We start from the raw sequence: 25,813 nt of genomic DNA on the forward strand, positions 1-25,813 counted from the left end.
GAAAAGCCCAGCAAATAGGCGGCAAAAGGCTGGCACGACTACTGCAATACCCTTTGCAAAGCAGTTTGGCGATCTTCGCAACCGTCGCGAATATCAGCCTTATATATAAAGGGAGTATGTGCAGTGCGTGCGAAAGTTCGACCCTACAGTCACTCGCTGGCCACGGCCGCCAGCCTGCCGGTGTTGCTGACGCTGCTCTGCCCAGCCGTGGTAGCCGAGGCGGCGGAGTCTACCCTGCAAACCGTGACGGTCACCGGCGCAGCGGCCACCGGCGCGCAGCAGGACCAGAAGCGCCTGCAGAAGGTTGCCGGCAACACGGCGGTGGTCGACAATCGCCAGGTCGAACAAGGCCGTGCGGCCAACGCCGAGGACGTACTGGCGATGCAACCGGGCGTGTTCGCCCAAGGCACCAGCGGTACTGCAGCGAACAAGATCTCCATCCGCGGCTCGGGCCTGAACACCTTCTACCAAGGCTATGTGCTGGGCACCAAGTTCCTCTTCGACGGCCTGCCGATCACCGGCCCCGGCGGTACCCAGGAAGACTTCCTCGACATGCAGGCGGTGGACCACACCGAAGTGCTCTACGGCGCCAACGCCTACGAATACGCCGCGTTGTCGCTGGGCGGGGCGATCAACATGGTCAGCAAGACCGGGCGCACCGACCCGGGCAACTACGCCCGCTTCGAGGTGGGCAGCTACGGCTACCGCAAGCAGCAGTTGAGCACCGGGGGCGTGGTCGGCGACAGCGACTACTACATCAACGTGCTGCACAACGAACGCGACGGCTACCAGGACCATGCCAGCAACGAGGGCCGTGGCCTCGCCGCCAACTTCGGCCACGTGTTCAGCCCCAAGCTTCAGACGCGGTTGTTCGTCAAATACCGTGAAGAGCAGTTGATCAATGGCAACACCCTGACCCGCCAGCAGCTCAAGCACGACCCGCGCAGCAACGTCGCACCCACCGGCCGGCGCAAGGACGGCACCACCTTCGTCGGCAACAAGACCACCTACACCTTCGATGACGGCAACCAGCTCGAAGTGGGCGCTTCGTACAACAACTACCCGCTGCTCAACGGCTGGCGCTACGCCGTGGCGCCGCAGGACTGGCGGTCCAAGGACATCAGCCTGAGCCTGCGCTACCTGCGCACCGGTGACCGCTTTCTCGGCCTGCCCAGCAATAGCAGCATCATCTTCAGCAACACCCGCGCATACCTCGCCGACGTGAAGGCCCATAGCCGCGCCACGGGCGCGAAAATTCAGGAAACCAACTACACCGGATCGCGCGACACCGTGCTGACCTTTGCCAACGAGCTGCAACTGGCGGACGACCTGTGGCTGTCGTCCGGGTTGTCGTTCATCAATATCCGCCGCAAGGCCGAGATCGAAGGCACCACCCTCACAACGGCCAACCCCAGCAACCTCCCCACCGGTGTCGAGTACGTAGAGAACGACCTGGCCCCGCGCCTGGGCCTGCGCTACCAGATCAACCCCGACTTCACCGTGTTCAGCAACGTCAGCCGCAGCATCGACCCGCCGGTAACCTGGCAGCTGGGCTCCACCAGCAACCCGTTCCTGTACGACGTGCGGCCGCAGAAGGCGACCACGTTCGAGGTGGGTGTGCGTGGCAGCCACGGTATTTTCGACGGCAGCCTGACGCTGTACCGCTCGTGGGTGCAAAAGGAGCTGCTCACCGTGGTGGTGCGCCAGGCCTCCGCCACCCAGGACCAGCTCACCGCCACCTCCAACGCCAGCCCGACCCTTCACCAAGGCATCGAAGCCGGGCTCAGCGCCTTGCTCTGGGCTGGCGCCAACGGCGATACCCTGGACCTGCGCCAGGCCTACACGCTCAACGACTTCCACTACCGCCACGACGACACCTTCGGCGGCAACGAACTGCCCAGCCTGCCGCGCCAGGTGTACCAAGCCGAGCTGGCCTACCGCCAGGCCAGCGGCTTCTACGCCTCGCTCAACCTGCGCACCGCCAGCAGCTACTACATCGACTACGCCAACACCTGGCAGGCACCGTCATACGTGTTGTGGGGCGCCAAGGTCGGTTACCAGGCGCCGAGCAAGCGGTGGGAGGTGTTCGCCGACCTGCGCAACCTCACCGACGAGCGCTACGCCAGCGCGGCCAACACCGCCTACAACGCCAATGGCGGTGACTCGGCCAACTTCTACCCGGGGGACGCCTTTTCGGTGACCACCGGCGTGGCGTTCCGATTCTGATGCGCGCGCCGCTGCAGCACCTCATCCCATTGGCCGGCGCGCTGTTGCTGGCCGCCTGCTCGCCGCCGACGCCACCGGACACCGCCAGCACCCTCAAGGGTGAAACGGTGCGCGACGTGGGCGGGGTACTGCGCTACGCGCCGGGTGATTTTGTCGAACAGCAGCCGGGCCGGCGCGGCGGCACCTTGCGCGTGTCTGCCGCAGGCGACGCTGGCAGCTTCGATATACATGCACTGTCCCACGGCAACATTGCCTGGATGGGCCGGGTATTGTTCGACTGCCTGGTCTACCAGACCGAAGACGGCACCCTGACGCCGTGGCTGGCAAAAAGCTGGGACATCAGCGCCGATGGCCTGACCTACACCTTTCACCTGCGCGACGACGTCACCTTCAGCGACGGCGAGCGCTTCAATGCCGAAGCGGTACGGGTCAACCTCGAACACATGCGCGACCCGAAGACCAAGTCGCCGCTGGCCGCCGCCTATATCGCGCCGTACCTGAAGGGCCGCGTGGTCGATGAGTTCACCTTCGAGGCCACTTTGCGCGAGCCTTATGCGCCGTTCCTCGATGTGCTGTCGCAAGGCTGGCTGGGGATGATCTCGCCGCGGCAAATCCTCGAGGCGCCCGCGACCATCGCCAGCAAACCCATCGGCAGCGGCCCGTTCGTGCTCACCCGTTGGGTGCGTGTGCAGGGCGCCACCTTCGAGCGCCGCCGTGGCTACGACTGGGCGCCGCCCGCCACGCACCACCAGGGCGAGGCCTACCTTGACCGCATAGAGCTGAGCTACGTGCCCGAAGCCATGATCCGCTACACCTCGCTGGAGGCCGGCGACAGCGACATGGCCCTGGATGCACCGGCGCAAAATGCCGAGGCAATCCGCGCCAACCCCGACCTGGTGTTGCGCAGCCGCATCCGCAAGGGCATCCCGTTTCGCAGCATCACCTTCAATGTCGAGCGCGCGCCGTTCGATGACGTGCGCGTGCGTCAGGCCGTGGCCAAGGCCATCGACCGCCAGGGCCTGGCGTGGATTTCCGGTTTTGGCGAATACCTGGCCAACGACGGCTTCCTGGCCGTCAACACACCCGGCTACGACCCGACGGCCCAGGCGGCACTGGCGTTCGACCCGGCAGCGGCCAACCGCCTGCTCGATGCTGCCGGCTGGACCGGCCGAGATGACCAAGGCGTTCGTACCCGCAACGGCCAGCGCCTGGCCGCGACCCTGCTGACCTACGACAACCCGGCATTCCCCGCCAACGTCGCCGTCGCCACCCAGGCCGACCTGCGCAAGGTCGGTTTCGACCTGGACATCCAGTTGCTGCCCATCACCCGGGTTTCCGAGCTGCGCTATGCCGGCGACTTCGATGCGCTCGGCGGTGGCTACTGGCACACCAACACCGCCGATGGGCTGTACATCCTCTACCACAGCCAGTCGATCCCGAGCGCCCGCATGCTTGGGCAGAACGTTGGCCATTTCCGCGATGCGCAGGTTGACCAGCTGCTGGGCGAGGCCCGCGGCAGTACCGACCCGGCGCGCCGCCAGCAGCTGTACCGCGAGGCCCAGCAACGCCTTGCCCAGACCATGCCGTCGGTGCCCTCGGTGGAGGCGCAGATGCTGCTGGCCTACCGCAAGGCCGTCGGCGGTGTGCTGTTCGACGGTTCGCACAACGTTCCCCTGTTCACCGGCGTGTGGCTGGCCAAGGAGCAACCATGAAACTGCTGCCAACCCTGCTGCGCCGCCTGCGTGACGGCGTGATCGTGCTATGGGCTGCCGCCACTCTGACCTTCATCGCCGTGCAGCAGAGTGCCGGCGATACCGCGCTGGCCATCCTCGGCGGGCCGGACGCCATGCCCACACCAGCGATGCTCGCCCAGGTGCGTGCCGATTACGGCCTCGATGAACCGCTGTGGGTGCAATACGGCCACTACCTGGCGCGGCTGGCGCAGGGCGACCTGGGCGAGTCGTACCGCTTGCGCATCCCGGTCAGCCAGGCCATCGGCGAGCAGGTGGGTGCCACCTTGGCCCTGGCCAGCACCGCGGCGCTGCTGGCGGTGCTGTTGGCGCTGGTGTCGGCGCTGCTCACCGCCAACCGCGGCCGGCGCCTGCGCGCATTGGTGTCGGGTGTGGAACTGGTGCTGTCGTCGACCCCCAACTTCGTCATCGGCACCTTGCTGCTGCTGGCCTTCGCCTTCTACTTCCATGTGCTGCCGCCCTCAGGTTCCAGCGGTTGGCGCTCGCTGGTGCTGCCGACCCTGGCCCTGGCGTTGCCGATTGCCGCAGTGCTGGCCCAGGTGCTGCGCCAGTCACTGGAGCAGGTGCTGGAGCAACCCTTCATCACCCAGGCCCGGGCGCGCGGCATGTCCGACACCGCCGTACGCCTGCGCCATGCCCTGCGCCACGCGCTGGTGCCGCTGGTAACCCTGGCCGGCTACGTGTTCGCCAGCCTGCTGGGCGGCGCGGTGGTGCTCGAACTGCTGTTCGGCCGCCAGGGCATCGGCCGGCTGATGCTCGAAGCCACCGGTAACAAGGACGTGCCCCTGGTACTGGGCGTGACCCTGCTGGCGGCGGCCATCTACGTGCTGGTGAACCTGCTGGTGGACCTGCTGACCCAGGCCATCGACCCGCGCACTGCGCGCCGCTGAATTCAACAGAAAGGAACCTTCATGAGTCAAACACCCCTTACCGACGCCGAACTGGATGCACGCTTCGCGCCTGTGTATGCCCGCATCGCCGAGGGCGCTGTGGAACGTGAACAGCAGCGCACCCTGGCCTTCGAGCCCGTCGCCTGGTTACGCGAGGCGGGCCTGGGGGCCTTGCGTGTGCCGCGCAGCCACGGTGGCCTCGGTGCCAGCCTGGCGCAGTTGCTGCGCCAGCTGGTGCGCCTGGGCCAGGCCGATTCCAACCTGCCACAGATCTTCCGTGCCCACTTCGGCTTCGTCGAAGGGCGCCTGGCGTCCAACGATGCCGCCTCGCAGGACTACTGGTTTGCCCGCGTGGCAGCCGGTGAGCTGTGGGGCGCGGCCATGGCCGAACGCACCGACAGCACCGGCAACACCGTGCAGCTCAGCGACGCTGACGACGGCTATCGCCTGGACGGCGAGAAGTACTACTGCACCGGCACCCTCTACGCCGACTGGGTGGCAGCGGTGGCCAACCATGGCGATGATTTCGTCAGCCTGGCGGTGCCCACCCGTGCTGCGGGGGTGGAGCGGGCCGATGACTGGGACGGTTTCGGCCAGCGCCTGACCGGCAGCGGCACCACGCGCTTTACCCAGGTGGCGGTGCAACCGCAGCACGTGCTGCGGCGCTTCGCCAAGGGCGAACTGCGCGCCGAATCCTACCTCACCGCGTTCTACCAGGCTGTGCACCTGGCCACCCTGGCCGGCATCGGCCGCGCCGTGTTGGCCGATGCCGTGGCCTTCGTTCAGGGCCGCACCCGTGCCTTCGGCGTGCCGGGCCAGTCGCAGCCGGCCGATGACCCACTGGTGCAAGCGGTGATCGGGCGCCTGGCAAGCCTGGCCTTCGCCGCCGAAGCGCAGGTGACGGCGGTGGGCCAGAGCCTGCAGGCCGTGTTCGAAGCCGGGCAGGCGGGCGAGGTGCCGGAGCAGCTGTACACCGATGCCGAGATCCACACCTTCCAGGCCCAGCAAATCGTGCTGCCGCAGGTGCTGCAGGCCAGCACCTTGCTGTTTGAAGTTGGCGGCGCTTCGGCCACCAGCAATGCCCGGCGCCTCGACCGCCACTGGCGCAACGCCCGCACCCTGGCCTCGCACAACCCGGCCATCTACCGCGAGCAGGCCCTGGGCAACTACTACCTCAATGGCATCAGCCCGGCCCAGGCCTGGCGTGCGCGCCAGGCCGCCGCCAGCGAAGGGCAGGGCAGCGGCGACGAAGCCAGCGCGGTCTGAACAGGAGAACCACCATGAGCAACAAACCCGCACAGATGAGCCTGGGCATGAACATCCTCGGCTTCGGCTCGCACGCCGGCGCCTGGCGCCAGGGCGAGGCGGCGATCGACGCCTACATCGACGTCAACTACTACCGCGACATTGCCCGTTTGTCCGAGCGTGGCTGCCTGGATGCGATCTTCCTCGCCGATGGCCCGGCACTGCCGCCGGATGTTTCCAGCCAGCCCGGCGGGCGCCTGGAACCGACCGTGCTGCTGACCGCAGTGGCCGCCGCCACCGATCGCATCGGTGTAATCGCCACCTGTTCAAGCACCTACAACGAGCCGTTCAACCTGGCCCGGCGCATCGCCTCGCTGGACCACATCAGCGGTGGCCGCGCGGCCTGGAACGTGGTCACCAATGCCGGTGACGCGGCGGCGCAGAACTTCGGCCTGGCGGGTGCGCCGATGCATGTGGACCGCTATGGCCGTGCCGAAGAGTTTGTCGATGTGACGCTGAAGCTGTGGGACAGCTGGGAGGATGACGCGGTGATTGGTGACCGCGCCGGCGGGCGCTTTGCCGACCCGCGCAAGGTCCACACCCTGGACTTTCAGGGCAAGCACTTTCAGGTCAAGGGCCCACTGAACCTGCCGCGCTCGCCGCAAGGCCGGCCAGTGGTGGTGCAGGCAGGCTCGTCCGAAGGCGGCAAGGCGCTGGGTTCGCGCTACGCCGATGCGATCTTCACCACCCAGACCACCCTGGCCGACGGGCTGGCCTTTTATCAGGAAATGAAAGCCCGGGCCAAGGCCTGGGGGCGTAACCCGCAGCACCTGAAGATCATGCCAGGGCTGTCGACGGTGATCGGCAGTACCGAAGCCGAAGCGCATGCGCGGTTCGACGAGCTCAACGCCTGGCATGGCGAGCATGGCCTGCTGCAGCAAGTGGCCGGGCGCATCGGCATCGATGCCAGCCAGCTGGACCCGGACGCGCCGCTGCCCTGGGCGAAGATTGGCGCAGTGGCGGATTTCGAGCGCGGTTCGCACGGGTTCCTGGAGGCCCAACTGAACCTCGCGCGCAGCGAGAACCTGACCATTCGCCAGCTGTCGCGGCGGATTCTGGTGGGGCACCGGTTGGCGGTGGGCACCCCGGAGCAGGTCGCCGACACCCTTGCCGAGTGGTTCCTGGCGGGCGCGGGAGATGGCTTCAACATCATGCCCGACATGTTCCCCTCGGGCGCCCGGGTGTTTGTCGAGGAGGTGGTGCCGTTGCTGCAAAAACGCGGGCTGTTCCGCACCGAGTACAGCGGCACGACGTTGCGCGAGCACCTGGGGTTGCCCAAGGCGGTGAACCAGTTTGCCGAGGCCAGGCGCGAGACAGCGCCGGCTGTTTAAGGGGGCGCTGCGCACCCCATTCGCGGGGCAAGCCCGCTCCCACAGAGATCACCACCGGCCCACCCTTCACCCCATCACCCAAGGACTCACACCATGCTCTATCGCCCGCTCCCGCAGAGATCACCACCGGCCCTGTAGGAGCTGGCTTGCCGGCGATGGGCTGCAAAGCAGCCCCAAGATCCACCCTTCACCCCATCACCCAAGGATTCACACCATGCTCTATCGCCCACTAGGCCACACCGACCTGCAAGTCAGCCTGCTCAGCCTCGGCACCATGACCTGGGGCCACCAGAACACCGAACAGGACGCCCACCAGCAACTGGACGCCGCCATCGCTGCCGGTATCAATTTCATCGACACTGCCGAGATGTACCCCACCCCCACCCGCGCTGAAACCTGGACCACCACCGAGCGTTACATCGGCACCTGGCTGGCCGCCCGGGGCCAGCGCGACCAGGTGCTGCTGGCCAGCAAGATCGCCGGCCCCGCCCGCGACCCAGGGGCCCAGGCGCACATCCGCGATGGCCTGTCGCACCACGACCGCAAGAACATCGTCGCCGCGCTGGAGGGCAGCCTGCGCCGCTTGCAGACCGATTACCTGGACCTCTACCAACTGCATTGGCCCGACCGCAGCAGCAACTTCTTCGGCATCCGCGAATACCCCTATGCCGATGACCACCCGCAAACCGCTGCCATCGAAGAAACCCTCGCCGTGCTCGACGAGCAGGTCAAAGCCGGCAAGGTGCGTCACATTGGCGTGTCCAACGAAACGCCATGGGGCGTGGCGCGTTTCCTGCGCCACAGCGAGGACCAGCACCTTGCGCGCATTGCCAGCATCCAGAACCCCTACAGCCTGCTCAACCGCCAGTACGAGAACGGCCTGTCGGAGTTCAGCCACCGCGAGGGCATCAGCCTGCTGGCCTACTCGCCGCTGGCCTTCGGCGCGCTGACCGGCAAGTACCTGAACGGCGCGCGGCCAGAGGGCTCACGGTTGTCGTCGGTGTACCGCACGTTCAACCGCTACGGCAGCGAGGAGGCCAACAGCGCCATTGCCAGCTATGTGCAGATAGCCCGCGCGCACGGCCTGACCCCGGCGCAGCTGGCCCTGGCCTTCGTTATCCGTCAGCCGTTCGTGGCCAGCGCTATAACCGGGCAAACCAACTTGGCGCAGTTGCAGGAAAACCTCAGTGCGCTGGACGTGCAACTCAGTGACGACGTGCTGGCCGAGATCCAGGCCGTGCACCGGCGCATCCCCAACCCTTCGCCGTGAGGTGAATGGCAAGGGCTTTGCCCCGCGAAGCGGCCGGCCCAGGCACCACAAAAAAGGACTGACATGACCGCAATTGCACTCACCCCTCCAGCCTCGATCAGCCGCTCCATCTGGCCATCCCGCCCCGGCCTGTGGCTGGCCTGGGCCATGCTCGGCCTGTTGCTGCTGGCTGTGGCGCTGCCCAGTTGGCTCTCCCCAGCCGACCCGCTGGCCGCCGACGCGCGGCTGGCGTATCAACCGCCCAGCAGCACCTTCTGGCTAGGCACCGACGAAAACGGCCGGGACCTGCTCAGCCGCCTTGTCCACGGCGCCCGGCCATCACTGTTCATCGGCCTGGCCGCCACCCTGGTCGGCCTGGGCCTGGGCACATTGCTCGGCCTGCTGGCGGGGCTTAGCCCGCACTGGCTGGACAACCTGCTGATGCGCGCCGTGGACGTGCTGCTGGCGTTCCCCGACCTGCTACTGGCGCTGGTGATCATCACCCTGTTCGGCCAGGGCACCACCAACCTGATCCTCGCCGTGGGGGTCGCTTCGGTGCCGCGCTATGCCCGGCTGGTGCGTGCGCAAACCCTGACCATCCGCCATGCCGGTTTCGTCGAGGCGGCAGTGGCCCTGGGCCGCAGGCCTGTGGCGGTGGTACTGACCCACGTGCTGCCCAACGCCGTGCAGCCCGTGCTGATCCTCGCCTGTATCGGCCTTGGTGGCGCGATCACCGCCGCCGCCGCCCTGAGCTTTCTCGGTTTTGGCGCACCACCACCGGCAGCCGAGTGGGGCGCGATGATGGCCGTGGCCCGCAACTTCATGGCCAACGCGCCCTGGCTGATGGCCTGGCCGGCGCTGGCGATCACCTTGACTGTCATTTCCATCAGCGTCATCGGCCGTGACTGGCTGCGGCGCAGTGAGGGTAGAAGCGTATGAACAACGTCGACACACAGCCACCGCTGGTGGATATTCGCGACCTATGGGTAGGCTTCAAGGGCGTACCGGTGGTGCGCGGCGTCAACCTGCAGCTGCACGCCGGGCAGTGCCTGGCGCTGGTGGGCGAATCCGGCTCGGGCAAGAGCGTGACCGCGCGCACCTTGGTTGGCCTGACCGGCCCGGGGGCTGACGTGCAGGCGCAACGGTTGGCCTTTGCCGGGAAAGACCTGCGCGGGCTTGACGAGGCCGCGTGGCAGCGCCTGCGTGGCGGGCGCATCGGTTTTGTCATGCAGGACGCGCTGGGCTCGCTCGACCCCCTACGCCGCGTGGGCGCCGAGATCGAGGAGCCGCTGTACCTGCACACCCGGCTAGGCGCCGAGCAGCGCCGCCTGCACGTGCTGGAGCTGTTGCGGCAAGTCGGTGTGCCAGAGCCGCAGGTGCGGGCACGGCAGTACCCGTGGCAACTGTCGGGCGGCTTGCGCCAGCGTGCGCTGATTGCCTCGGCCATCGCCTGCCAGCCACGGCTGCTGATTGCCGACGAGCCGACCACCGCGCTCGACGCCACGGTGCAGGCGCAGATCCTCGACCTGCTGGAGCAGCTGCGTGCCCGTGACAACAGCTTGCTGATGGTCAGCCATGACCTGGCGGTGGTTGCACGCCTGGCCGACTGGGTCGCGGTGATGCGCCATGGCGAAGTGGTCGAGCAAGGCAGCGTCGAACAGATTCTGCAGGACCCCCAGGACCCTTATACCCAGCGCCTGCTGAGCGCGGCGCGGGCGGTGCATTTCCAGCGCCCTGCGACGGCTGCACTGGCGCTGGTGGAGGAAGACGTGAATCCGCAACCAGCGCTGCTGCAAGCCCGTGGCTTGAGCAAAGCCTTCGTTGGCCCGGATGGCCGGCCCCGCCAGGTGCTGGACGACGTGTCAGTGCAATTGCGTGCAGGGCAGACCTTGGGGGTGGTGGGTGAATCCGGCTCCGGCAAGAGCACCCTGGGCCGCATCCTGCTCGGCCTGGAGCGCCCGGAGCAGGGCAGTGTGCAGTTTGCCGGGCAGGACTGGCTGGCGCTTTCTGCCGAGCAACAGCGCCAGGCCCGCCAAGGCATCCAGGTGGTGTTCCAGGACCCACTGGCCTCGTTCGACCCGCGTTACACCGTGCTGCGGGTGTTGTCCGAGGCGCTGGCCCAGGCCGGCGTGCCGCGTGGGCTGCGGCGTACCGAGGCGGCGGCGCTGCTGGAGCGGGTGCAACTGCCGGCGAGTGTGCTTGACCGCCGCCCCCTGGAGCTGTCTGGCGGGCAACGCCAGCGCATCGCCATCGCTCGGGCACTGGCGATGAAACCGAGGGTGCTGGTGCTGGATGAGCCGGTGTCGGCGCTGGATGTGTCGGTGCAGGCGCGGATCCTGGCGTTGCTGGCCGAGCTCAAGGCCGAGCTGAATCTGGCGTGCGTGTTCATCTCGCATGATTTGGGTGTGGTCGAGCAGGTCAGCGATCAGGTGCTGGTGATGCAGGGCGGCAAGGTGGTGGAGCAGGGCGCTGCGGCGCAGGTGCTGGGGCAGCCGCGTCATGCCTACACCCGCGCCCTGCTCGATGCCGTGCCCGGCCTGCCGGCCGCGCGGCCCAGCTGGGTCAGCCGGATTGCAGTGTGATCTGCCTGGCCGCCGTTGTTTGCAAGTGCAGCGGCGAGCCAGTAATCCTGACCCTTCGACCAACAGCGCGCTTCCCCCCAACCCCCCACTCACGGATAATCCCACCCAAATCCAATAAATACCCCGTGAGCACTCATGAGCCACCCCGTAGCCCCCCTCGACCAGCCCGAGACCGAAGGGACACGCAAATCGCGCAAGAACAACCCCGAGAAAACCCGCGAGGACATCCTCCAGGTGGCCATCAACGAGTTCGTCCAGCAAGGCCTGGCCGGCGCGCGGGTGGACGCCATTGCCGAGCGCACGGCCACCTCCAAGCGCATGATCTACTACTACTTCGGCAGCAAGGAGCAGCTGTACGTCGAGTGCCTGGTCAAGCTGTACGGTGACATCCGCAAAACCGAGCACCGCCTGGACCTTGAGTCGCTGCCGGCCGTGCAGGCGATCCAGCGCCTGACCGAGTTCACCTTCGACCACCACGACCGCAATGTCGACTTCGTGCGCATGGTCTGCACCGAGAACATCCACTACGGCGAGTACGTCAAGAAAACCCCGGCCATCCGCGAGATGAGCAGCCTGGTGCTGCAAGCCTTGGGCCGCACGCTGGAGCGCGGTGTGGCGGAGGGCGTGTTCCGCCCTGGCATCGAGGTCATCGACTTGCACATGCTGATGAGCGCGTTCTGCTTCTATCGGGTATCGAACCGCCACACCTTTGGCGATATCTTCCAGATCGATCTGCTCGACGAGCAGGTCAAGCTGCGCCACAAGGCGATGATTTGCGAAGCGGTGCTACGCTACATTCAGGCCTGAGCGCCGTTCACTCGCCCAGCCGTTGCTCGCGCGACGGCGGGTAGCCGAAGTAGGCCGCGTAGCACTTGCTGAAGTGCGACACCGACACGAAGCCGCAGGCCACCGCCACTTCCATCACCGACAGGTCGGAGTATTGCAGCAGGCGGCGGCTCTTGGTGATGCGCAGCTCCATGTAGTAGCGCCGCGGCGAGGTGCCCAACTGAGCCTGGAACAGGCGGTCGATCTGCCGGCGTGAACGGCCGCTGTAGGCCGCCAGCTGGTCGAGGCTGAGGGTTTCTTCGAGGTTGTTTTCCATCAGCTCGACGATGGTGCGCAGGTGCAGGCTCATCGACTTCTTCGCCCCGGGCCCGACCTGGCGATAACGCGCGCCGGAGAACGACAAGATCTCTTCGACACCTTCGGCCAGGCCGTCACCGTACAGGCGGCGGACCAGGCCTAGCATCAACTCCATGGCGCCGTTGGGGCTGGCGGCGCTGAGGCGGTCGCGGTCGAGGGTGAAGCTGGCCGGGGTGATGCGGGTTTGCGGGCTGCGCTCGGACAGGCTGGCGCGCTGCTCGGGGTGGATGCTGCAGCCGTAGTCATCCAGTGCCCCCGCGCGGCCGAGGAACCATGCGCCATTCCATAGACCACCCAAGGCCATGCCGTGGGCGGCGCAGTCACCCAGCATGCGGTCGAGTTCAGGGTACTTGAGCGGTGTGCGCAGGCCGCCGCAGACGATCAACAGGTCCAGGCCCTTGAGGTCGCCAGCAGTAAGCTCGGTGGCCACCAGCTCCAGGCCCAGGTCGCTCAGCACCCGGTCGCCGTCCAGCGACAACGGGGTGAACTGGAAACTGTCGGCGCGCAGCAGGTTGGCGGTGACCAGCACGTCCAGGGCCACGGTGAAGCTGGCCATCGAGAAGTGCTCGAGCAGCACGAAGTCGACCCGGTAGGGCGCCTGCGGGCTGCCGGCGGCGCTCTTGAGGCGCAGCATGTTGCTGGTGCTGGTCTTCTTGCTGAACTGACGTGGGCTGGGCACTCTGGACTCCGCTTCCTGGCTGGCCGGGAGAGTGTGGCGGGTGGCCGGGGGAAAGACAATCGCCAGGGGGGCGCGTGTCGTAGTGAAGGTCGTATCGAGGCAAGTGGGCGGTGCAGTGGCGGATACGCAGGCGCAGTGCTTCAATCCGAATTGAACCCTTACCGCTGCGAGCTACCCAACCCAGTACATGCCAACGGGAGAGTGCTTATGGAAATCGGAACGATGTGGATCATTGTCGCGGCCTTGGTCATCCTGCTGGAGATTTTCGCCATCTGGCACATCATCGGCAGCGAGCGACGCGCCGAGCGCAAGATGCTGTGGATCGTCTTCGTCGTCTATGCACCGATCCCTGGTTTGCTGTTCTGGATGTGGCGCGGGCCGCGCGCGGTGAAGGGCAGGTCGGTATTGCAAGAGAAATGACAGGGGGCATCAGGGGCGAGGCGCCTGATGCCGTCGAAAGTGGCAATGCGCAAGGGGCAAACAAACGCGGTGTTGATGCGCAGCCGCGTATGCCGGGAAAAAGCCTACGACAGCCCTTGACCTCGACTTGACTCGAGGTTGCAGACTCGGGCGCTCAATCACACGATGGAGCGCCCAATGCCCCCTGCCTTCAAGCTGTTCAACCCGCAAGGCCTTTACGACCCCAGTGCCAATGCCTATTCCCATGTTGCCGAGGTGCGCGCCGGTAGCCGGCTGCTGTTCGCTGCCGGGCAAGGGGGTGAAGATGCCGGGGGCCGATTGTCGCCGCGCTTCGCCGAGCAGGCGCGTCAGGCGTTGGCCAACGTCCAGGCTGCCCTTGCCGCGAGTGGAGCCAGGCTTGACCAGGTGTGCAAGCTGACGTTGTTGATCGTCGACCACAGCGAGGAACGCCTGCGCGAGTGGGTGGCCGAGGCTGATCGTGCCTGGGGGGAGCATATGAAGCCCACCTGTACGCTGATCCCGGTGCCGCGCTTGGCACTGGAGGGCATGTTGGTCGAGATTGAGGCGGTTGCAGCGGTGGTGTGAGCCATAATTGTGGGTGGCAGTACCGGCCTCTCGCGGGCTTGCCTGCGAAGAGCCCGGTACCTTCAATACAGAACCCTTAGAATGACCCCTTTTGCCCGAGCCCAACCATGCTGCCCATCGAACTGCTCCCGACCACCGCCGACCAGGCCGAACTGATCCGCAACCTGTATCAGTTCTATGCCTACGAGTCTTCCGACTGGGAACAGGAAGACGTCGAGGTGGACGGGCGCTTCTATGTCCATGAAGAGCACCTGCAGCGCTACTGGGCATGCGAAGGCTGGAGCGCCAACCTGGTGCTGGTGGACGGTTTCATCGCAGGCTTCGTGCTGGTCGAGCGCAGCGAGCTGCCAGGCATCGACGCCAGTGAGCTGGCCGACCTGTTCATCCTCAAGCGCTATCGCCGCCAGGGTATCGGCCGGGCTGTGGCGCAACAGATGCTCACGGGCCCGGGCGACTGGCTGTTGCGTTGCTATGCGCTGGACCCGGTAGCCGTGGCCTTCTGCAAGGCCGTCGTGGCCAACCTGCCGCGGCGGGTGCAGCAGCTGGTGCTGGACGATGACCCGGACCTGCTCAACTACAAGGTCACTTCCTCACTGCATTGAGTGGCCCCTTGAAGCAAAATTTTGTGAGCCACTTCACAAAATTCACTCGCACGGCATAATGCCAGCACGTCAAATCAAGACCCAGCCGCTCTGGCCTGGGGTTCCTTTTCGTGCGCGTCGCAGGTTCAGGGAAATTTCATGTCGCTAGTCGCAAGCCCCGACATCATGTACCGGCTGTTGATCCAGAGCGTGGTGGACTATGCCATCTACCTGCTCACCCCCGACGGTATCGTCGCCAACTGGAACCCCGGCGCCCAGCGGGCCAAGGGTTACCTCGCCGATGAAATCGTCGGCAAGCATTATTCGCTGTTCTACAGCGAGACCGAGCGCGCCGCCGGGCTGCCGCAGCAGAACCTTGAGCAGGCACGCCACACCGGCCGCTTCGAGGAGGTCGGCTTGCGCCTGCGCAAGGACGGCTCTGCCTTCCACGCCCATGTGGTGATCGATGCCGTGCGCGACGACAGTGGCAACCTGGTCGGCTTCGCCAAGGTCACCCGCGACATCTCCGAGCGCCGCCAGCAGGAGCTCGAGCTGCTGCAGGCCAAGGAGCTGGCGGAGCAGTACAGCCAGGAAATGGCCAAACTGTCGCAGTTTCTGGACTCGGTGATCGCCAATATTCCGGCCAGCGTCATCGTCCAGGACCTGGAAACCCAGCGCATTCTGTTGGCCAACCAGCAGGCCGAACGCCTGTTCGGCGGGGGCGGCAGCAGCATGATCGGCCAGCTGCCCGGCGCCTGCCTGGCACCGGCTGCCGCCGACTACCTGGAGCAGCAGCTCAGCCGGGGTGCCCGCAACGCCAAAGGCTACGCCGCCGAAACCCGGGTGGACACCGCCTGCGGCCCGCGCACCCTGCGCAGCCGCGCGTTGCTCAGCCAGCACCGCAAGGGCCAGGCCGACTACGTGCTGTTCGTGGCCGAAGACGCCACCGAGGAGCTGGCGGCCCATGCCCAGATCCACCACATGGCGCACCACGACGCACTGACCGGCCTGCCCAACCGCACGCTGTTCAACGAGCGCCTCAAGCAAGCGCTGGTGCGTGGCCACGAGGACGAAAAACTGACCGCTGCGTTGTGCCTGGACCTGGACAACTTCAAGAACATCAACGACTCCCTCGGCCATGCCTTCGGCGACAAGCTGCTGCGCGCCCTGGGCAAGCGGCTGCGCCGCGAGCTGCGTGAGCACGACACCCTGGCGCGGCTGGGCGGTGATGAGTTCGCCGTGGTGCTGACTCGGCTGGACAGCCGTGAGGCAGCCTGCAGTACCGCACAGCGCCTGATCGATGCGATCAGCCCGCCGTTCCAGATCGAGGGCCACCAGTTCACGGTGGGCGTAAGCATCGGTATCGCGCTGGCCCCGGATGACAATGAACAGGCCGAACAGCTGCTCGGTTATGCCGACATGGCGCTGTATGAGGCCAAGCGCAACGGGCGTAACCGTTATGAGTGCTTCCATGTCGAGCTGGACGTCGCCGCCCGTCAGCGCCGCCTGGTGGAAACCGATCTGCGCACCGCGCTTCATCTGGGCCAGCTGCACCTGCATTACCAACCGGTGGTGGACCAGCTGACCAGCAGCGTGACCGGTTACGAGGCGCTGCTGCGTTGGCAGCACCCGACCCGCGGCATGGTCATGCCGATGGACTTCATCCCCATTGCCGAAGAGACCGGGCTGATTCACGAACTGGGCATCCGCGCGCTGAACCTGGCGTGCCAGGAAGCGGCCACCTGGGACAGTGAGCAGACGGTGTCGGTCAACCTGTCGCCGGTGCAGTTCAAGAACGCCAATCTGGTGCACACCGTGTCGCTTGCCCTGGCCGACTCCGGCCTGCCGGCCAGGCGCCTGGAGCTGGAAATCACCGAATCGGTACTGCTGGGGAACAGTGAAGAGAACGTGCGCACCTTGCGAGCGCTGAAAGACCTGGGGGTGTCGATTTCGCTGGACGATTTCGGCACCGGCTATTCCTCGCTGGGCTACCTGCGCTCGTTCCCGTTCGACCGGATCAAGATCGACAAATCGTTCGTGCATGACATGTGCGATAGCCGTGAAGCGATGTCGATCATCCGTGCAATCACCGAGCTGTCCAACAGCCTGATGATCAAGACCACCGCCGAAGGGGTGGAGTCGGAGGAGCAGATGCTGCGCCTGAGGGCGGAGGGGTGCTCACACTTCCAGGGGTATCTGTATGGCCGGCCGGTGCCGGCGGACGAGCGGTTGAAGCAGGTGGCTGCTGCGGTGGGTTGAAGCGGGCTGCAGTGCAGCCCATCGCCGGCAAGCCGGCTCCCACAGGTACGGCAGCGTGCGGCCGTTGTGGCAGCCGGCTTGGCGGCGCCGCGGCGCTGGCGAGTATCAGCTGTTCCAGTCCGGGGCGAAGTCCGGGTTTACCACCCGCTGATCCTTCGGCAAGCCGGCAATCAGCGCACGGTCTTGGTCATCCAGGCGCACGTCCAGCGCCGCCAGGTTGCTCAGTTGGTTCTCGCGGCTGCTGGCCTTGGGGATCACCGCGACGCCATCCTGGTCCAGCAGCCACTTCAGCGCCACCTGGCTCGGCAACACACCGTGCTTGCGGGCAATTTCCTGGATCACCGGCTGTTGCGCCGCTTGCCCGCGGGCCAGCGGCGTGTAGGCGGTGAGCAGCAGGTCGTGCTGGCGGGCGTAATCGAGCAGCGGTTGCTGGCCAAGCAGCACGTGGTATTCAACCTGGATCGCCGACAACGGCGCACCCAGCTGCTCGATCACCTGGCGCAGCAGGCCGAGCGGGAAGTTGGCCACGCCGATGCTGCGCACCTTACCCTCGTCACGCAGTGCCACCAGGGTCTCGATGCTGCGGGCCAGGTCCCAGTCCTTGCCGGGCCAATGAATGTGGAACAGGTCGACCTGCTCGGTGCCCAGCGCTCGCAGGCTGTCTTCCAGTGACTGGCGCATGGCATCAGGGGCCAGGCGGTCCCACCACACCTTGGTGGTCAGGTGGATCTGATCGCGTGGCACACTGCTGTCGCGCAGGGCTTGGCCGACGGCGGCTTCGTTGTTGTAGGCGGTGGCGGTGTCGATGTGCCGGTAACCCAGCTCCAGCGCCTGGTGGACTGCACGTGTGCACTCGGCGCCGGTCATCGGCCAGGTGCCCAGGCCGATGCTGGGCAGGTCGAGGCCGTTGCGGGTGGTGAGCCTATGCATGAAAACTCCTTGTTCGGGTTCGAGGGTCCATGGCCGATGGTGCGCGTTTCGCCTGGCAGGGGCTATGCGCGGGGCGCAGAAAGTGGTCGATCAGCGAACGGAAAATGCAATGCCCCGAATGGACGCGGCAATTGGCCTTCCTCAAGTCGTCGTATCTCTTCTAGAATCTCTGCTGGTCACACCTGCCTTCACCTGGCGCAGCATGCCGCCGCGCCGCCATCGAGAACGCCATGAGTTCCAGCACACCGCTGTCCGGAGTCAACCACCCCTTGCGCGGCATCGTCCTGGTGGTGGTGGCGACGTTCCTGTTCGCCAGCCACGATGCCTTGTCCAAATTCCTCGGCGGGCTGTACCCGATCATCATGGTGGTATGGGCGCGTTATGTGGTGCACACCTTGCTGATGGCCGGGATCTTCCTGCCCAAGTCGGGCCTCAACGTGCTGCGCACCCGGCGCCCGGTGCTGCAGACCTTGCGTGCGCTGAGCCTGCTCAGCACCAGCCTGCTGTTCACAACCGGCTTGCAGTACCTGCCGCTGGCCGAGGCGACTTCGGTCAACTTCCTGGCCCCGGTACTGGTCACCGCGTTGTCGGCGCCGCTGCTCAAGGAGCGGGTCACGGCCGGGCAATGGGTGGCGGTGGTGCTGGGCTTCATCGGCGTGCTGGTGGTAGTGCACCCGGGCGGCGCGATGTTCACGCCGGCGATTCTGTACCCGTTCGGTTCGGCGCTGGGGTTCTGCTTCTATCAGTTGCTGACGCGCATCCTCGCCGCCTATGACAGCCCGACCACCAGCAACTTTTACGCCGGGCTGTGCAACACCCTGGTGATGAGTGCGCTGGTGCCGTTTTTCTGGGAAGTACCGCGCTGGGACCATGCGCTGCTGATGCTGGCGCTGGGCGGTTTTGGCATGAGTGCGCACCTGCTGCTGACCCAGGCCTTCCGCCACGCCGCGCCTGCGCTGCTGGCGCCGTTCAGTTACTGCCAGATCGTGTTTGCGGGGTTGCTGGGGCTGTTGATCTACGGGCAGGTGCCGGACAGCGCGAGCCTGGTGGGGATCGCTATCATCTGTTTGAGTGGGTTGGGGGCGGCTTGGATGCAGCGGAGGAAGTGAGGATCTTGGGGGGCGATAGGGGCGCTTGCCTTGAGATCTTCAGCGCCCTTGAGATCGAGCGCCGCCCGCGCGGCGCTTCGCGGGGCAAGCCCGCTCCCACATTTGTTGCAACGCGCCGTTCCAGTCAGGCCATGGTTGTTCGCCTTGGTGCATGGCTGAAGACAGGCGGGGCTCCGGCAGCGCCACCCGAAATATCTCGGCGGGCCAACAAGGCTGACAACTATGGCCTATCAGGCCATGGCACGTTGCAACAAATGTGGGAGCGGGCTTGCCCCGCGAAGCGCCGCGCGGGCGGCGCTCGATCTCAAAGGCGCTGAAGATCCCAAGGCAAGCGCTTCGCGATGCGCCGCGCGGGCGGCGCTCGATCTCATTACCGCAACACATCTAAAGGCATGCGCCCGAGGGCATCACCCAGCCCCCCAAAAAAACCAACGCCTCTCAAACCCCTCCCCCCGACCTCGCCATAAACTGCATGATCCGCTCCCGCAACCAACGCTCGGCTGGGTCATTATCCTGGGCGCCGCTCCAGACCATCGACAACTCCGCTTCGGTGATCTCGAACGGCGCCGGGTCGGCGCGCAGGCTGCCATCGTCGGCCAGGGCGCAGGCGGCATAGTCCGGTACAGTGGCGATCATCTCGGTGTTGCGCAGCAAGGCGCGCAAGCTGCCGAACTGCGGCACCGCCAGCACCACCTTGCGGCAACGGCCGATACGCGCCAGGTCGAGGTCGATGTTGCCGCTCATGTCACCGGAGAACGACACCATCACATGCGGCCTGGCGCAGTATTCGTCCAGGGTCAGCGGGCCTGGGCGGTCGTCAGCGCGCAGCACGCGCACGCCGATGTCGCGCAATTTGCGGCGTTTGGCGGTGGCCGGCAGGTCGGTGGTGTAGCTGACGCCGACCGAGATCTCGCCGCTGGCCAGCAAGCTCGGCATCAGCAAGAAGTTCGCCCGGCGTACCACCACGCTGATCTCCGGGGCCTCTTCGCGCAGGGCTTGCAGCAAGGCGGGGAACAGCCCGAACTCGGCATCGTCGGACAGCCCCAGGCGGAACACGTTGCAGCTGTTGGCCGGGTCGAACTCCCGGGCGCGGCTGATGGCCGACGAGATCACGTCCATCGCCGGGCCCAGCTCGGCGAAAATCTGCATCGCCCGAGGGGTGGGCTCCATGGCGCGCCCGCTGCGGATCAGCAGCGGGTCGTCGAACAGCTCGCGCAGGCGGGCGAGGGCGGCGCTGACGGTGGACTGGGTGATGAACAGCTTTTCGCCGACGCGGGTGAGGTTGCGTTCGATCATCAGGGCTTCGAAAAGCACCAGCAGGTTCATGTCGACGCGGCGCAGGTCATTGCGGTTCATGGGGCTTGGCTCACGGAGGGTGATGGCTTGGCGTTGTATTGAAGCACGGCGCAGGCGCTCGTGCCTTGTACAGATGTGCCGGCCTGAGCGCAGGGCAAGCCCGCTGCCACAAGAGCCAATCTATCAGCCGCCAATAGCCACTCTATTAGAAGTCTGCCCAAGCTCGACTAGTCTTGACCGTGGCCCCGCGAAACCGCGTGCGGGCGGCGCTCCAACAGCTTCATGCGCCGCGCAGTGACAGCTTCGCAAGCCCCGTGTCGGAACGTGACCGACAGGACCTGATGAGGGGTAGGCATGAGCCCATGTGCTCGGCTGAAAGAACACCTGGCATAGACCGGAAATCTGGATAACCGACCCAAAGGTAACCGCAGATGTCGAACGAATCGAAATGCCCGTTCCATCAAACCGCAGGTGGCGGCACCACCAACCGTGATTGGTGGCCCGACCAGCTCAACCTCAGGATTCTCCACCAACACTCGTCCAAGTCCAGCCCCGACCCGGACTTCGACTACGCCAAGGCGTTCAAGAGCCTCGACTTCCAGGCCCTGAAAAATGACCTGACCGCCTTGATGACCGACTCCCAGGACTGGTGGCCGGCCGACTTCGGCCATTATGGCCCGCTGTTCATCCGCATGGCCTGGCACAGCGCCGGCACCTACCGCATCGGTGATGGCCGCGGTGGCGCAGGCTCCGGCCAGCAACGCTTCGCCCCGCTCAACAGCTGGCCCGACAACGTCAGCCTGGACAAGGCCCGGCGCCTGCTGTGGCCGATCAAGCAAAAGTACGGCAACAAGATTTCCTGGGCCGACCTGATCGTGCTCACCGGCAACGTCGCCCTGGAGTCCATGGGCTTCAAGACCTTCGGTTTCTCTGGTGGCCGCGCGGACGTGTGGGAGCCGGACGAAGACGTGTACTGGGGCTCGGAAAAGGTCTGGCTGGGCGGCGACACCCGCTACGGCAAGGAGCAGGTCAAGGCCCAGCCACCCGGGCAGGGCGACCTGGTGGCCGAACCCGCCAAGCACGGCGAAGAGCAGAACCGCGACCTGTCCGCCGAGCGCAACCTGGAAAACCCCCTGGCTGCGGTGCAGATGGGCCTGATCTACGTCAACCCCGAAGGCCCGGAAGGCAACCCAGACCCGGTGGCTTCGGGCAAGGATATCCGTGAGACTTTCGGCCGCATGGCCATGAACGATGAAGAAACCGTGGCGCTGATCGCCGGTGGCCATGCCTTCGGCAAAACCCACGGTGCCGGCCCGGCCGATAACGTCGGCGCCGAACCGGAAGCCGCCGGGCTGGAGCTGCAAGGCCTGGGCTGGCCCAACAAGTTCGGCACCGGCAAGGGCGGCGACACCATCACCAGCGGCCTGGAAGTGACCTGGACCTCGACCCCGACCCGCTGGAGCAACGAGTACCTCAACAACCTGTTCAACTTCGAATGGGAGCTGACCAAGAGCCCGGCCGGCGCCCACCAGTGGCGGCCCAAAGAGGGCAAAGGCGCAGGCACCGTGCCGGATGCCCACGACCCGAGCAAAACACACGCACCGTCTATGCTCACCTCCGACCTGGCCCTGCGTTTCGACCCCCTCTACGAGCCGATCGCCCGGCGCTTCAAAGACAACCCCGAGCAGTTGGCGGACGCCTTCGCCCGTGCCTGGTACAAGCTGATCCACCGTGACATGGGCCCGCTGGCGCGTTACCTCGGGCCGGAACTGCCCAATGAAGAACTGCTGTGGCAAGACCCGCTGCCCAAAGCCGAGCCCTCGTCACTCGATGACCAGGATATCGCCGCGCTCAAGAGCAAGATCCTGGCCTCAGGGTTGAGCGTGGGGGAGCTGGTGTCCACCGCCTGGGCCTCGGCCTCGACCTTCCGTGGCTCCGACAAGCGCGGCGGTGCCAATGGCGCCCGCCTGCGCCTGGCGCCGCAGAAGGGCTGGGCTGCCAACCAGGGCGTGGACAAGGTGCTGGCGGCGCTGGAGAACATCCAGCGCGAGTTCAGCAATGGTGGCAAGCAGGTTTCGCTGGCCGACCTGATCGTGCTGGCCGGCACCGCAGCCGTGGAAAAAGCCGCCAAGGACGCAGGTTTCACCGGCAGCGTGGGCTTCCGCCCGGGCCGCGTCGACGCCACGCAGGAACAGACCGACGTCGAGTCGTTTGCCGTGCTCGAACCGTTGGCCGACGGCTTCCGCAATTTCACCAAGGACCGTTACAGCGTCAAGGCCGAGAAGCTGCTGCTGGACAAAGCCCAGCTGCTGACCCTCACCGCGCCCGAGCTGACCGTGCTGATCGGCGGCTTGCGGGTGCTGGGCGCCAACCATGGCGGCAGCAAGGACGGGGTGTTCACCGACAAGCCTGGCACCTTGAGCAACGACTTCTTCCGCAACCTGCTGGACATGGGCGTGGAGTGGAAGCCGACCTCGGCCGACAACGAAGCCTTCGAAGGGCGCGACCGCAAGACCGGGCAGGTGAAGTGGACGGGCAGCCGAGTTGACCTGGTGTTCGGCTCGCATGCCCAGTTGCGGGCACTGAGTGAGGTGTATGGCAGCAGCGATGGCAATGACAAGTTCGTCAAAGACTTCGTTGCCGCCTGGGTGAAGGTGATGGAGCTGGACCGTTTCGACTTGAAACAAATGTAATCCCTGCGGCTGCTGTGCAGCCGGTTCGCAAGCAAGCCCGCCCCCGCAGGTGACCGCGGGGGCGGGCTTGCGCGTATCTGCTTCAATGGTTGCTGGACCATTGCGCTGTTCCTGTGCAAGCTGAGGCATTCAGGAATGGACCTCGATGCAGACAGAAGGTGAACCCACGTGAACCCCGAATCCATGCTGGCGGCGCTGCCAGGTTTCGCCATTGCGCCGGAGGCGATCCAGGTATTGCCCGATGCCGCAGCCTACCGTGCCTGCCTGCTCGAGCGCATCGCCGCAGCAACCCGGCGCATCGTCATCGTCGCCCTGTACCTGCAGGAGGACGAGGCCGGGCAGGAAGTGCTCGACGCCCTGTACCAGGCCAAGGCTGCACGGCCGGGGCTGGAGATCGTCATCGTGGTCGACTGGTTCCGCGCCCGGCGTGGCCTGCTGGGGGCCGGGCGCCAGCCTGGCAATGCCGCCTGGTACCAGGCCCAGCGCCAGTTGCGCGGCCTGGACGTGGTGATTCATGGCGTGCCGGTGCAAACCCGCGAGCTGTTTGGCGTGCTGCACCTGAAGGGCAGCGTGATCGATGATTGCGTGATCTACACCGGCGCCAGCCTCAACAATGTCTACCTGCACCGGTTCGACCGCTACCGCCTGGACCGCTACCACCTGTTCGAATCGCCCGCGCTGGCCGAGGCCATGGTCGACCTGGTGCGGCGCCTGCTGCACCACACCGCCACGCCGCGCCTGGACCTGCCTGCGCCACCGGAAACGCGCAACCTGCGCGGTGATATCCGCCGCCTGCGCGCCCGGCTGCGGCGCATGGCCTATGACGCACCGGCCGCCGCGCCGGGGCAGGGCCTGCGGGTGGTGCCGCTGCTGGGTGTCGGCCGTGGCAACCCGCTCAACCGTGCCCTGTGCGCGCTGCTGGCCGCCGCCCGCTCGCAGATCATCATCAGCACGCCGTACTTCAACCCGCCACGGGTGGTGATGCGCGAAATCGACCATGCCCTGGACCGCGGCGTGCGGGTAGAGCTGATTGTCGGCCACCGTACCGCCAACGACTTCTACATCGCCCCCGGCGAGCCGTTCAGCGCCAGCGGCGCCTTGCCTTACCTGTACGAAGACAACCTGCGCGCCTTTGCCCGGCGCCGCCATGCCGGCATCACCAGCGGCCAGCTCAGCGTGCGCATCTGGAACGACCCCGGGCATACCTTTCATGCCAAAGGCGTGTGGATCGACCAGCGCTATTCGCTGCTGACCGGCAACAACCTCAACCCGCGCGGGTTTAACCTGGACCTGGAGAACGGGCTGCTGATCGATGACCCGCAGGGGCAGTGGATTGTGCCGCGCGAGGTGGAGCTGGAGGGCATCCGCCGGCATGCGCCGCAGATCAGTTCGGCCGAAGAACTGGGGGTCAAGGCCGAGCACCCCAAGGAAGTGCGCAAGTTCCTGCGGCGCTTGCGCTACAGCCGCCTTGAACCGTTGATCAAACGGGTGCTTTAAGGGCTCTCATACCTCTCTGAAAAGTCATGGCAAACGAATACAATCAGCCGTTTTCCACGTTAACCAGATAGGCCAATCCATTCATGGCGCTTGACCCACCCACGATGCTGACCATCACCATCGCCCTGGCTGCCGCCGCAGCCCTCTACCTGGCGATCGAGTGGCGCAGCGTTCGCGAACCCTCGCTGCTGTTCTGGAGCGCGGGTTTCGCCACCATCACCGTCGGCTCCACCCTGGCCCTGCTGCGCGGGATCGGCCTGTTGCTGATCGGCATCTGGTTTGCCAACGGCTTGCTGGTGGTGGCGCATGCGTTTTTCCTGATGGGCGTGTTGCGCTTTACCCAGGCCCGGCTGTCACGGGCCTGGCTGCTGCTTGTGCCGCTGTGGTGTGCCTTGCTGCTGTTACCCGCAGGGCCGCAGTGGTCGAAGATCATGCTGATGGTCAATTCGCTGCTGGTGGCGCTGCTCACCCTCAAGGCCAGCCTGCTGTTGCGCCCGCACGGCAAGTCGCTGAGTGTGGGGGCGGTGCAGCTGCGCTATGTGCTGCTCATTCACGGCCTGTTCTATGTGGCCAAGGCGATCATCGCGGTGGCCCCCGGCACGTTGATCGACCTGGCAACCTTTGGTGGCCTGATCATCCAGATTTCCTTGGTGGAAGGGGCCATGGCGATCATGCTGATCGCCCTGTCGATGACCGGCACCGTGCGCTACCGGCGCGAAGAGCGGATTGCCCGGTTGGCCGCGCGTGATCCCCTGACGGCGTTGTACAACCGCCGCGCGCTGGAAGTTCGCGCCGTGCACCTGTTCAAAGGCGTGAGCCCGGCCCGCCCGGGGGCGCTGCTGCTGATCGACATCGACAACTTCAAGCTGGTCAACGACCTGCACGGCCACGCAGCCGGTGACCGCCTGCTGGTCACGCTCAGCGAGATGATCCGTGCGGTGCTGCCGGAACGTTCACTGGCGGCGCGGCTGGGCGGCGATGAGTTCGTCATCCTGCTTGGCGATGCCAGCAGCGAGCGTGTGGTGGAGCTGGGCAGCCTGTTGCGGGGGCAGTTCCAGCAATTTGCCGAACAAGCCATGCCAACCCCGCAGGCGGTAACCCTGAGTATTGGCGCCAACCTGTTCGACCAGCCACCGGCCAGCCTGGCGGCGTTGATCGAGCAGGGGGATGTGGCGCTGTATCAGTCCAAGCGTGGCGGGCGTAACAGTATCCGCCTGGTTGACCGCACCGACGTGAGCCCGGTCAGGTAGGGGTGGATGAAACTGGGGCCGCAAAGCGGCCCCAAAG

General features: G+C 66.0%; 20 protein-coding genes. 17 read left to right on the top strand and 3 right to left on the bottom strand.

The genetic code is table 11. The features are described from left to right. Nucleotides 1–123: 123 nt before the first annotated feature. From ACNQPL_RS00980 to ACNQPL_RS01020, 9 genes are all read left to right on the top strand, one after another. The gene (locus ACNQPL_RS00980) at nt 124–2,226 is read left to right on the top strand and encodes a TonB-dependent receptor family protein (RefSeq protein WP_416465357.1); all 2,103 of its coding nucleotides are present in this window, start codon (nt 124–126) and stop codon (nt 2,224–2,226) included. Beyond that, nucleotides 2,226–3,938, top strand: coding sequence for an ABC transporter substrate-binding protein (locus ACNQPL_RS00985; protein ID WP_416465359.1), 1,713 nt, complete (start codon nt 2,226–2,228; stop codon nt 3,936–3,938). Before ACNQPL_RS00980 ends, ACNQPL_RS00985 begins: the two co-directional genes overlap by 1 nt. After that, nucleotides 3,935–4,867: an ABC transporter permease gene (locus ACNQPL_RS00990; protein WP_346612245.1), complete on the top strand. Its 933-nt coding sequence runs from the start codon at nt 3,935–3,937 to the stop codon at nt 4,865–4,867. The genes ACNQPL_RS00985 and ACNQPL_RS00990 overlap by 4 nt, the downstream gene beginning before the upstream one ends. A gap of 21 nt (nt 4,868–4,888) precedes the next feature. Then, nucleotides 4,889–6,133: an acyl-CoA dehydrogenase family protein gene (locus tag ACNQPL_RS00995; RefSeq protein ID WP_416465361.1), complete on the top strand. Its 1,245-nt coding sequence runs from the start codon at nt 4,889–4,891 to the stop codon at nt 6,131–6,133. A 14-nt stretch (nt 6,134–6,147) separates the two neighbouring features. Then, nucleotides 6,148–7,503 carry an LLM class flavin-dependent oxidoreductase gene (locus ACNQPL_RS01000; protein ID WP_416465363.1) on the top strand — a complete coding sequence of 452 codons (1,356 nt, stop codon included), beginning with the start codon at nt 6,148–6,150 and terminating at the stop codon, nt 7,501–7,503. A 214-nt stretch (nt 7,504–7,717) separates the two neighbouring features. Beyond that, nucleotides 7,718–8,773: an NADP(H)-dependent aldo-keto reductase gene (locus ACNQPL_RS01005; protein ID WP_416465364.1), complete on the top strand. Its 1,056-nt coding sequence runs from the start codon at nt 7,718–7,720 to the stop codon at nt 8,771–8,773. A gap of 63 nt (nt 8,774–8,836) precedes the next feature. Next, nucleotides 8,837–9,691 (top strand): ABC transporter permease, encoded by an 855-nt coding sequence (locus ACNQPL_RS01010; protein ID WP_346612249.1) that lies wholly within the window; start codon nt 8,837–8,839, stop codon nt 9,689–9,691. Further along, nucleotides 9,688–11,334, top strand: coding sequence for a dipeptide ABC transporter ATP-binding protein (locus ACNQPL_RS01015; protein ID WP_416465366.1), 1,647 nt, complete (start codon nt 9,688–9,690; stop codon nt 11,332–11,334). The genes ACNQPL_RS01010 and ACNQPL_RS01015 overlap by 4 nt, the downstream gene beginning before the upstream one ends. Nucleotides 11,335–11,469: 135 nt before the next feature. Further along, nucleotides 11,470–12,141 carry a TetR/AcrR family transcriptional regulator gene (locus tag ACNQPL_RS01020; RefSeq protein WP_346612251.1) on the top strand — a complete coding sequence of 224 codons (672 nt, stop codon included), beginning with the start codon at nt 11,470–11,472 and terminating at the stop codon, nt 12,139–12,141. 7 nt (nt 12,142–12,148) lie between these two features. Here the strand turns inward: ACNQPL_RS01020 and ACNQPL_RS01025 are convergent, their stop codons facing one another. After that, entirely contained in the window at nt 12,149–13,156 is a 1,008-nt protein-coding gene (locus ACNQPL_RS01025; protein WP_346612252.1) for a GlxA family transcriptional regulator, read from the bottom strand. A 207-nt stretch (nt 13,157–13,363) separates the two neighbouring features. Between ACNQPL_RS01025 and ACNQPL_RS01030 the strand changes: the two genes are divergently transcribed. The 4 genes from ACNQPL_RS01030 (at nt 13,364) to ACNQPL_RS01045 (ending at nt 17,001) form a co-directional block, all read left to right on the top strand. Then, a complete protein-coding gene (locus tag ACNQPL_RS01030; RefSeq protein WP_346612253.1) occupies nt 13,364–13,576 on the top strand; it encodes a PLDc N-terminal domain-containing protein in 213 nt (70 codons plus the stop codon). Nucleotides 13,577–13,753: 177 nt separating this feature from the next. Continuing rightward, the gene (locus ACNQPL_RS01035) at nt 13,754–14,161 is read left to right on the top strand and encodes a RidA family protein (protein ID WP_416465369.1); all 408 of its coding nucleotides are present in this window, start codon (nt 13,754–13,756) and stop codon (nt 14,159–14,161) included. Between the two features lie 107 nt (nt 14,162–14,268). Next, on the top strand, nt 14,269–14,763 hold the full coding sequence (locus ACNQPL_RS01040; protein ID WP_346612255.1) for a GNAT family N-acetyltransferase: 495 nt from the start codon (nt 14,269–14,271) through the stop codon (nt 14,761–14,763). 138 nt (nt 14,764–14,901) lie between these two features. Further along, complete coding sequence (locus ACNQPL_RS01045) at nt 14,902–17,001, top strand: putative bifunctional diguanylate cyclase/phosphodiesterase (RefSeq protein WP_416465371.1); 2,100 nt, start codon at nt 14,902–14,904, stop codon at nt 16,999–17,001. 105 nt (nt 17,002–17,106) lie between these two features. Here the strand turns inward: ACNQPL_RS01045 and ACNQPL_RS01050 are convergent, their stop codons facing one another. After that, nucleotides 17,107–17,931 (bottom strand): aldo/keto reductase, encoded by an 825-nt coding sequence (locus tag ACNQPL_RS01050; RefSeq protein WP_346612257.1) that lies wholly within the window; start codon nt 17,929–17,931, stop codon nt 17,107–17,109. A 230-nt stretch (nt 17,932–18,161) separates the two neighbouring features. Between ACNQPL_RS01050 and ACNQPL_RS01055 the strand changes: the two genes are divergently transcribed. Next, a complete protein-coding gene (locus ACNQPL_RS01055; protein ID WP_346612258.1) occupies nt 18,162–19,040 on the top strand; it encodes a DMT family transporter in 879 nt (292 codons plus the stop codon). A 438-nt stretch (nt 19,041–19,478) separates the two neighbouring features. Here the strand turns inward: ACNQPL_RS01055 and ACNQPL_RS01060 are convergent, their stop codons facing one another. Further along, the gene (locus ACNQPL_RS01060) at nt 19,479–20,396 is read right to left on the bottom strand and encodes a LysR family transcriptional regulator (protein ID WP_416465373.1); all 918 of its coding nucleotides are present in this window, start codon (nt 20,394–20,396) and stop codon (nt 19,479–19,481) included. A gap of 371 nt (nt 20,397–20,767) precedes the next feature. Here ACNQPL_RS01060 and katG point away from each other — a divergent pair, with 371 nt between their 5' ends. The 3 genes from katG (at nt 20,768) to ACNQPL_RS01075 (ending at nt 25,776) form a co-directional block, all read left to right on the top strand. After that, on the top strand, nt 20,768–23,029 hold the full coding sequence (gene katG / locus ACNQPL_RS01065) for a catalase/peroxidase HPI (RefSeq protein ID WP_416465375.1): 2,262 nt from the start codon (nt 20,768–20,770) through the stop codon (nt 23,027–23,029). A gap of 168 nt (nt 23,030–23,197) precedes the next feature. Further along, nucleotides 23,198–24,526 (top strand): CDP-diacylglycerol--serine O-phosphatidyltransferase, encoded by a 1,329-nt coding sequence (gene pssA, locus ACNQPL_RS01070; protein ID WP_346612261.1) that lies wholly within the window; start codon nt 23,198–23,200, stop codon nt 24,524–24,526. Between the two features lie 83 nt (nt 24,527–24,609). Beyond that, nucleotides 24,610–25,776, top strand: coding sequence for a GGDEF domain-containing protein (locus ACNQPL_RS01075; protein ID WP_346612262.1), 1,167 nt, complete (start codon nt 24,610–24,612; stop codon nt 25,774–25,776). Nucleotides 25,777–25,813: the final 37 nt, after the last annotated feature.

The sequence above is a fragment of the Pseudomonas sp. LFS044 genome (assembly GCF_047978245.1).
GTDB lineage: Bacteria > Pseudomonadota > Gammaproteobacteria > Pseudomonadales > Pseudomonadaceae > Aquipseudomonas.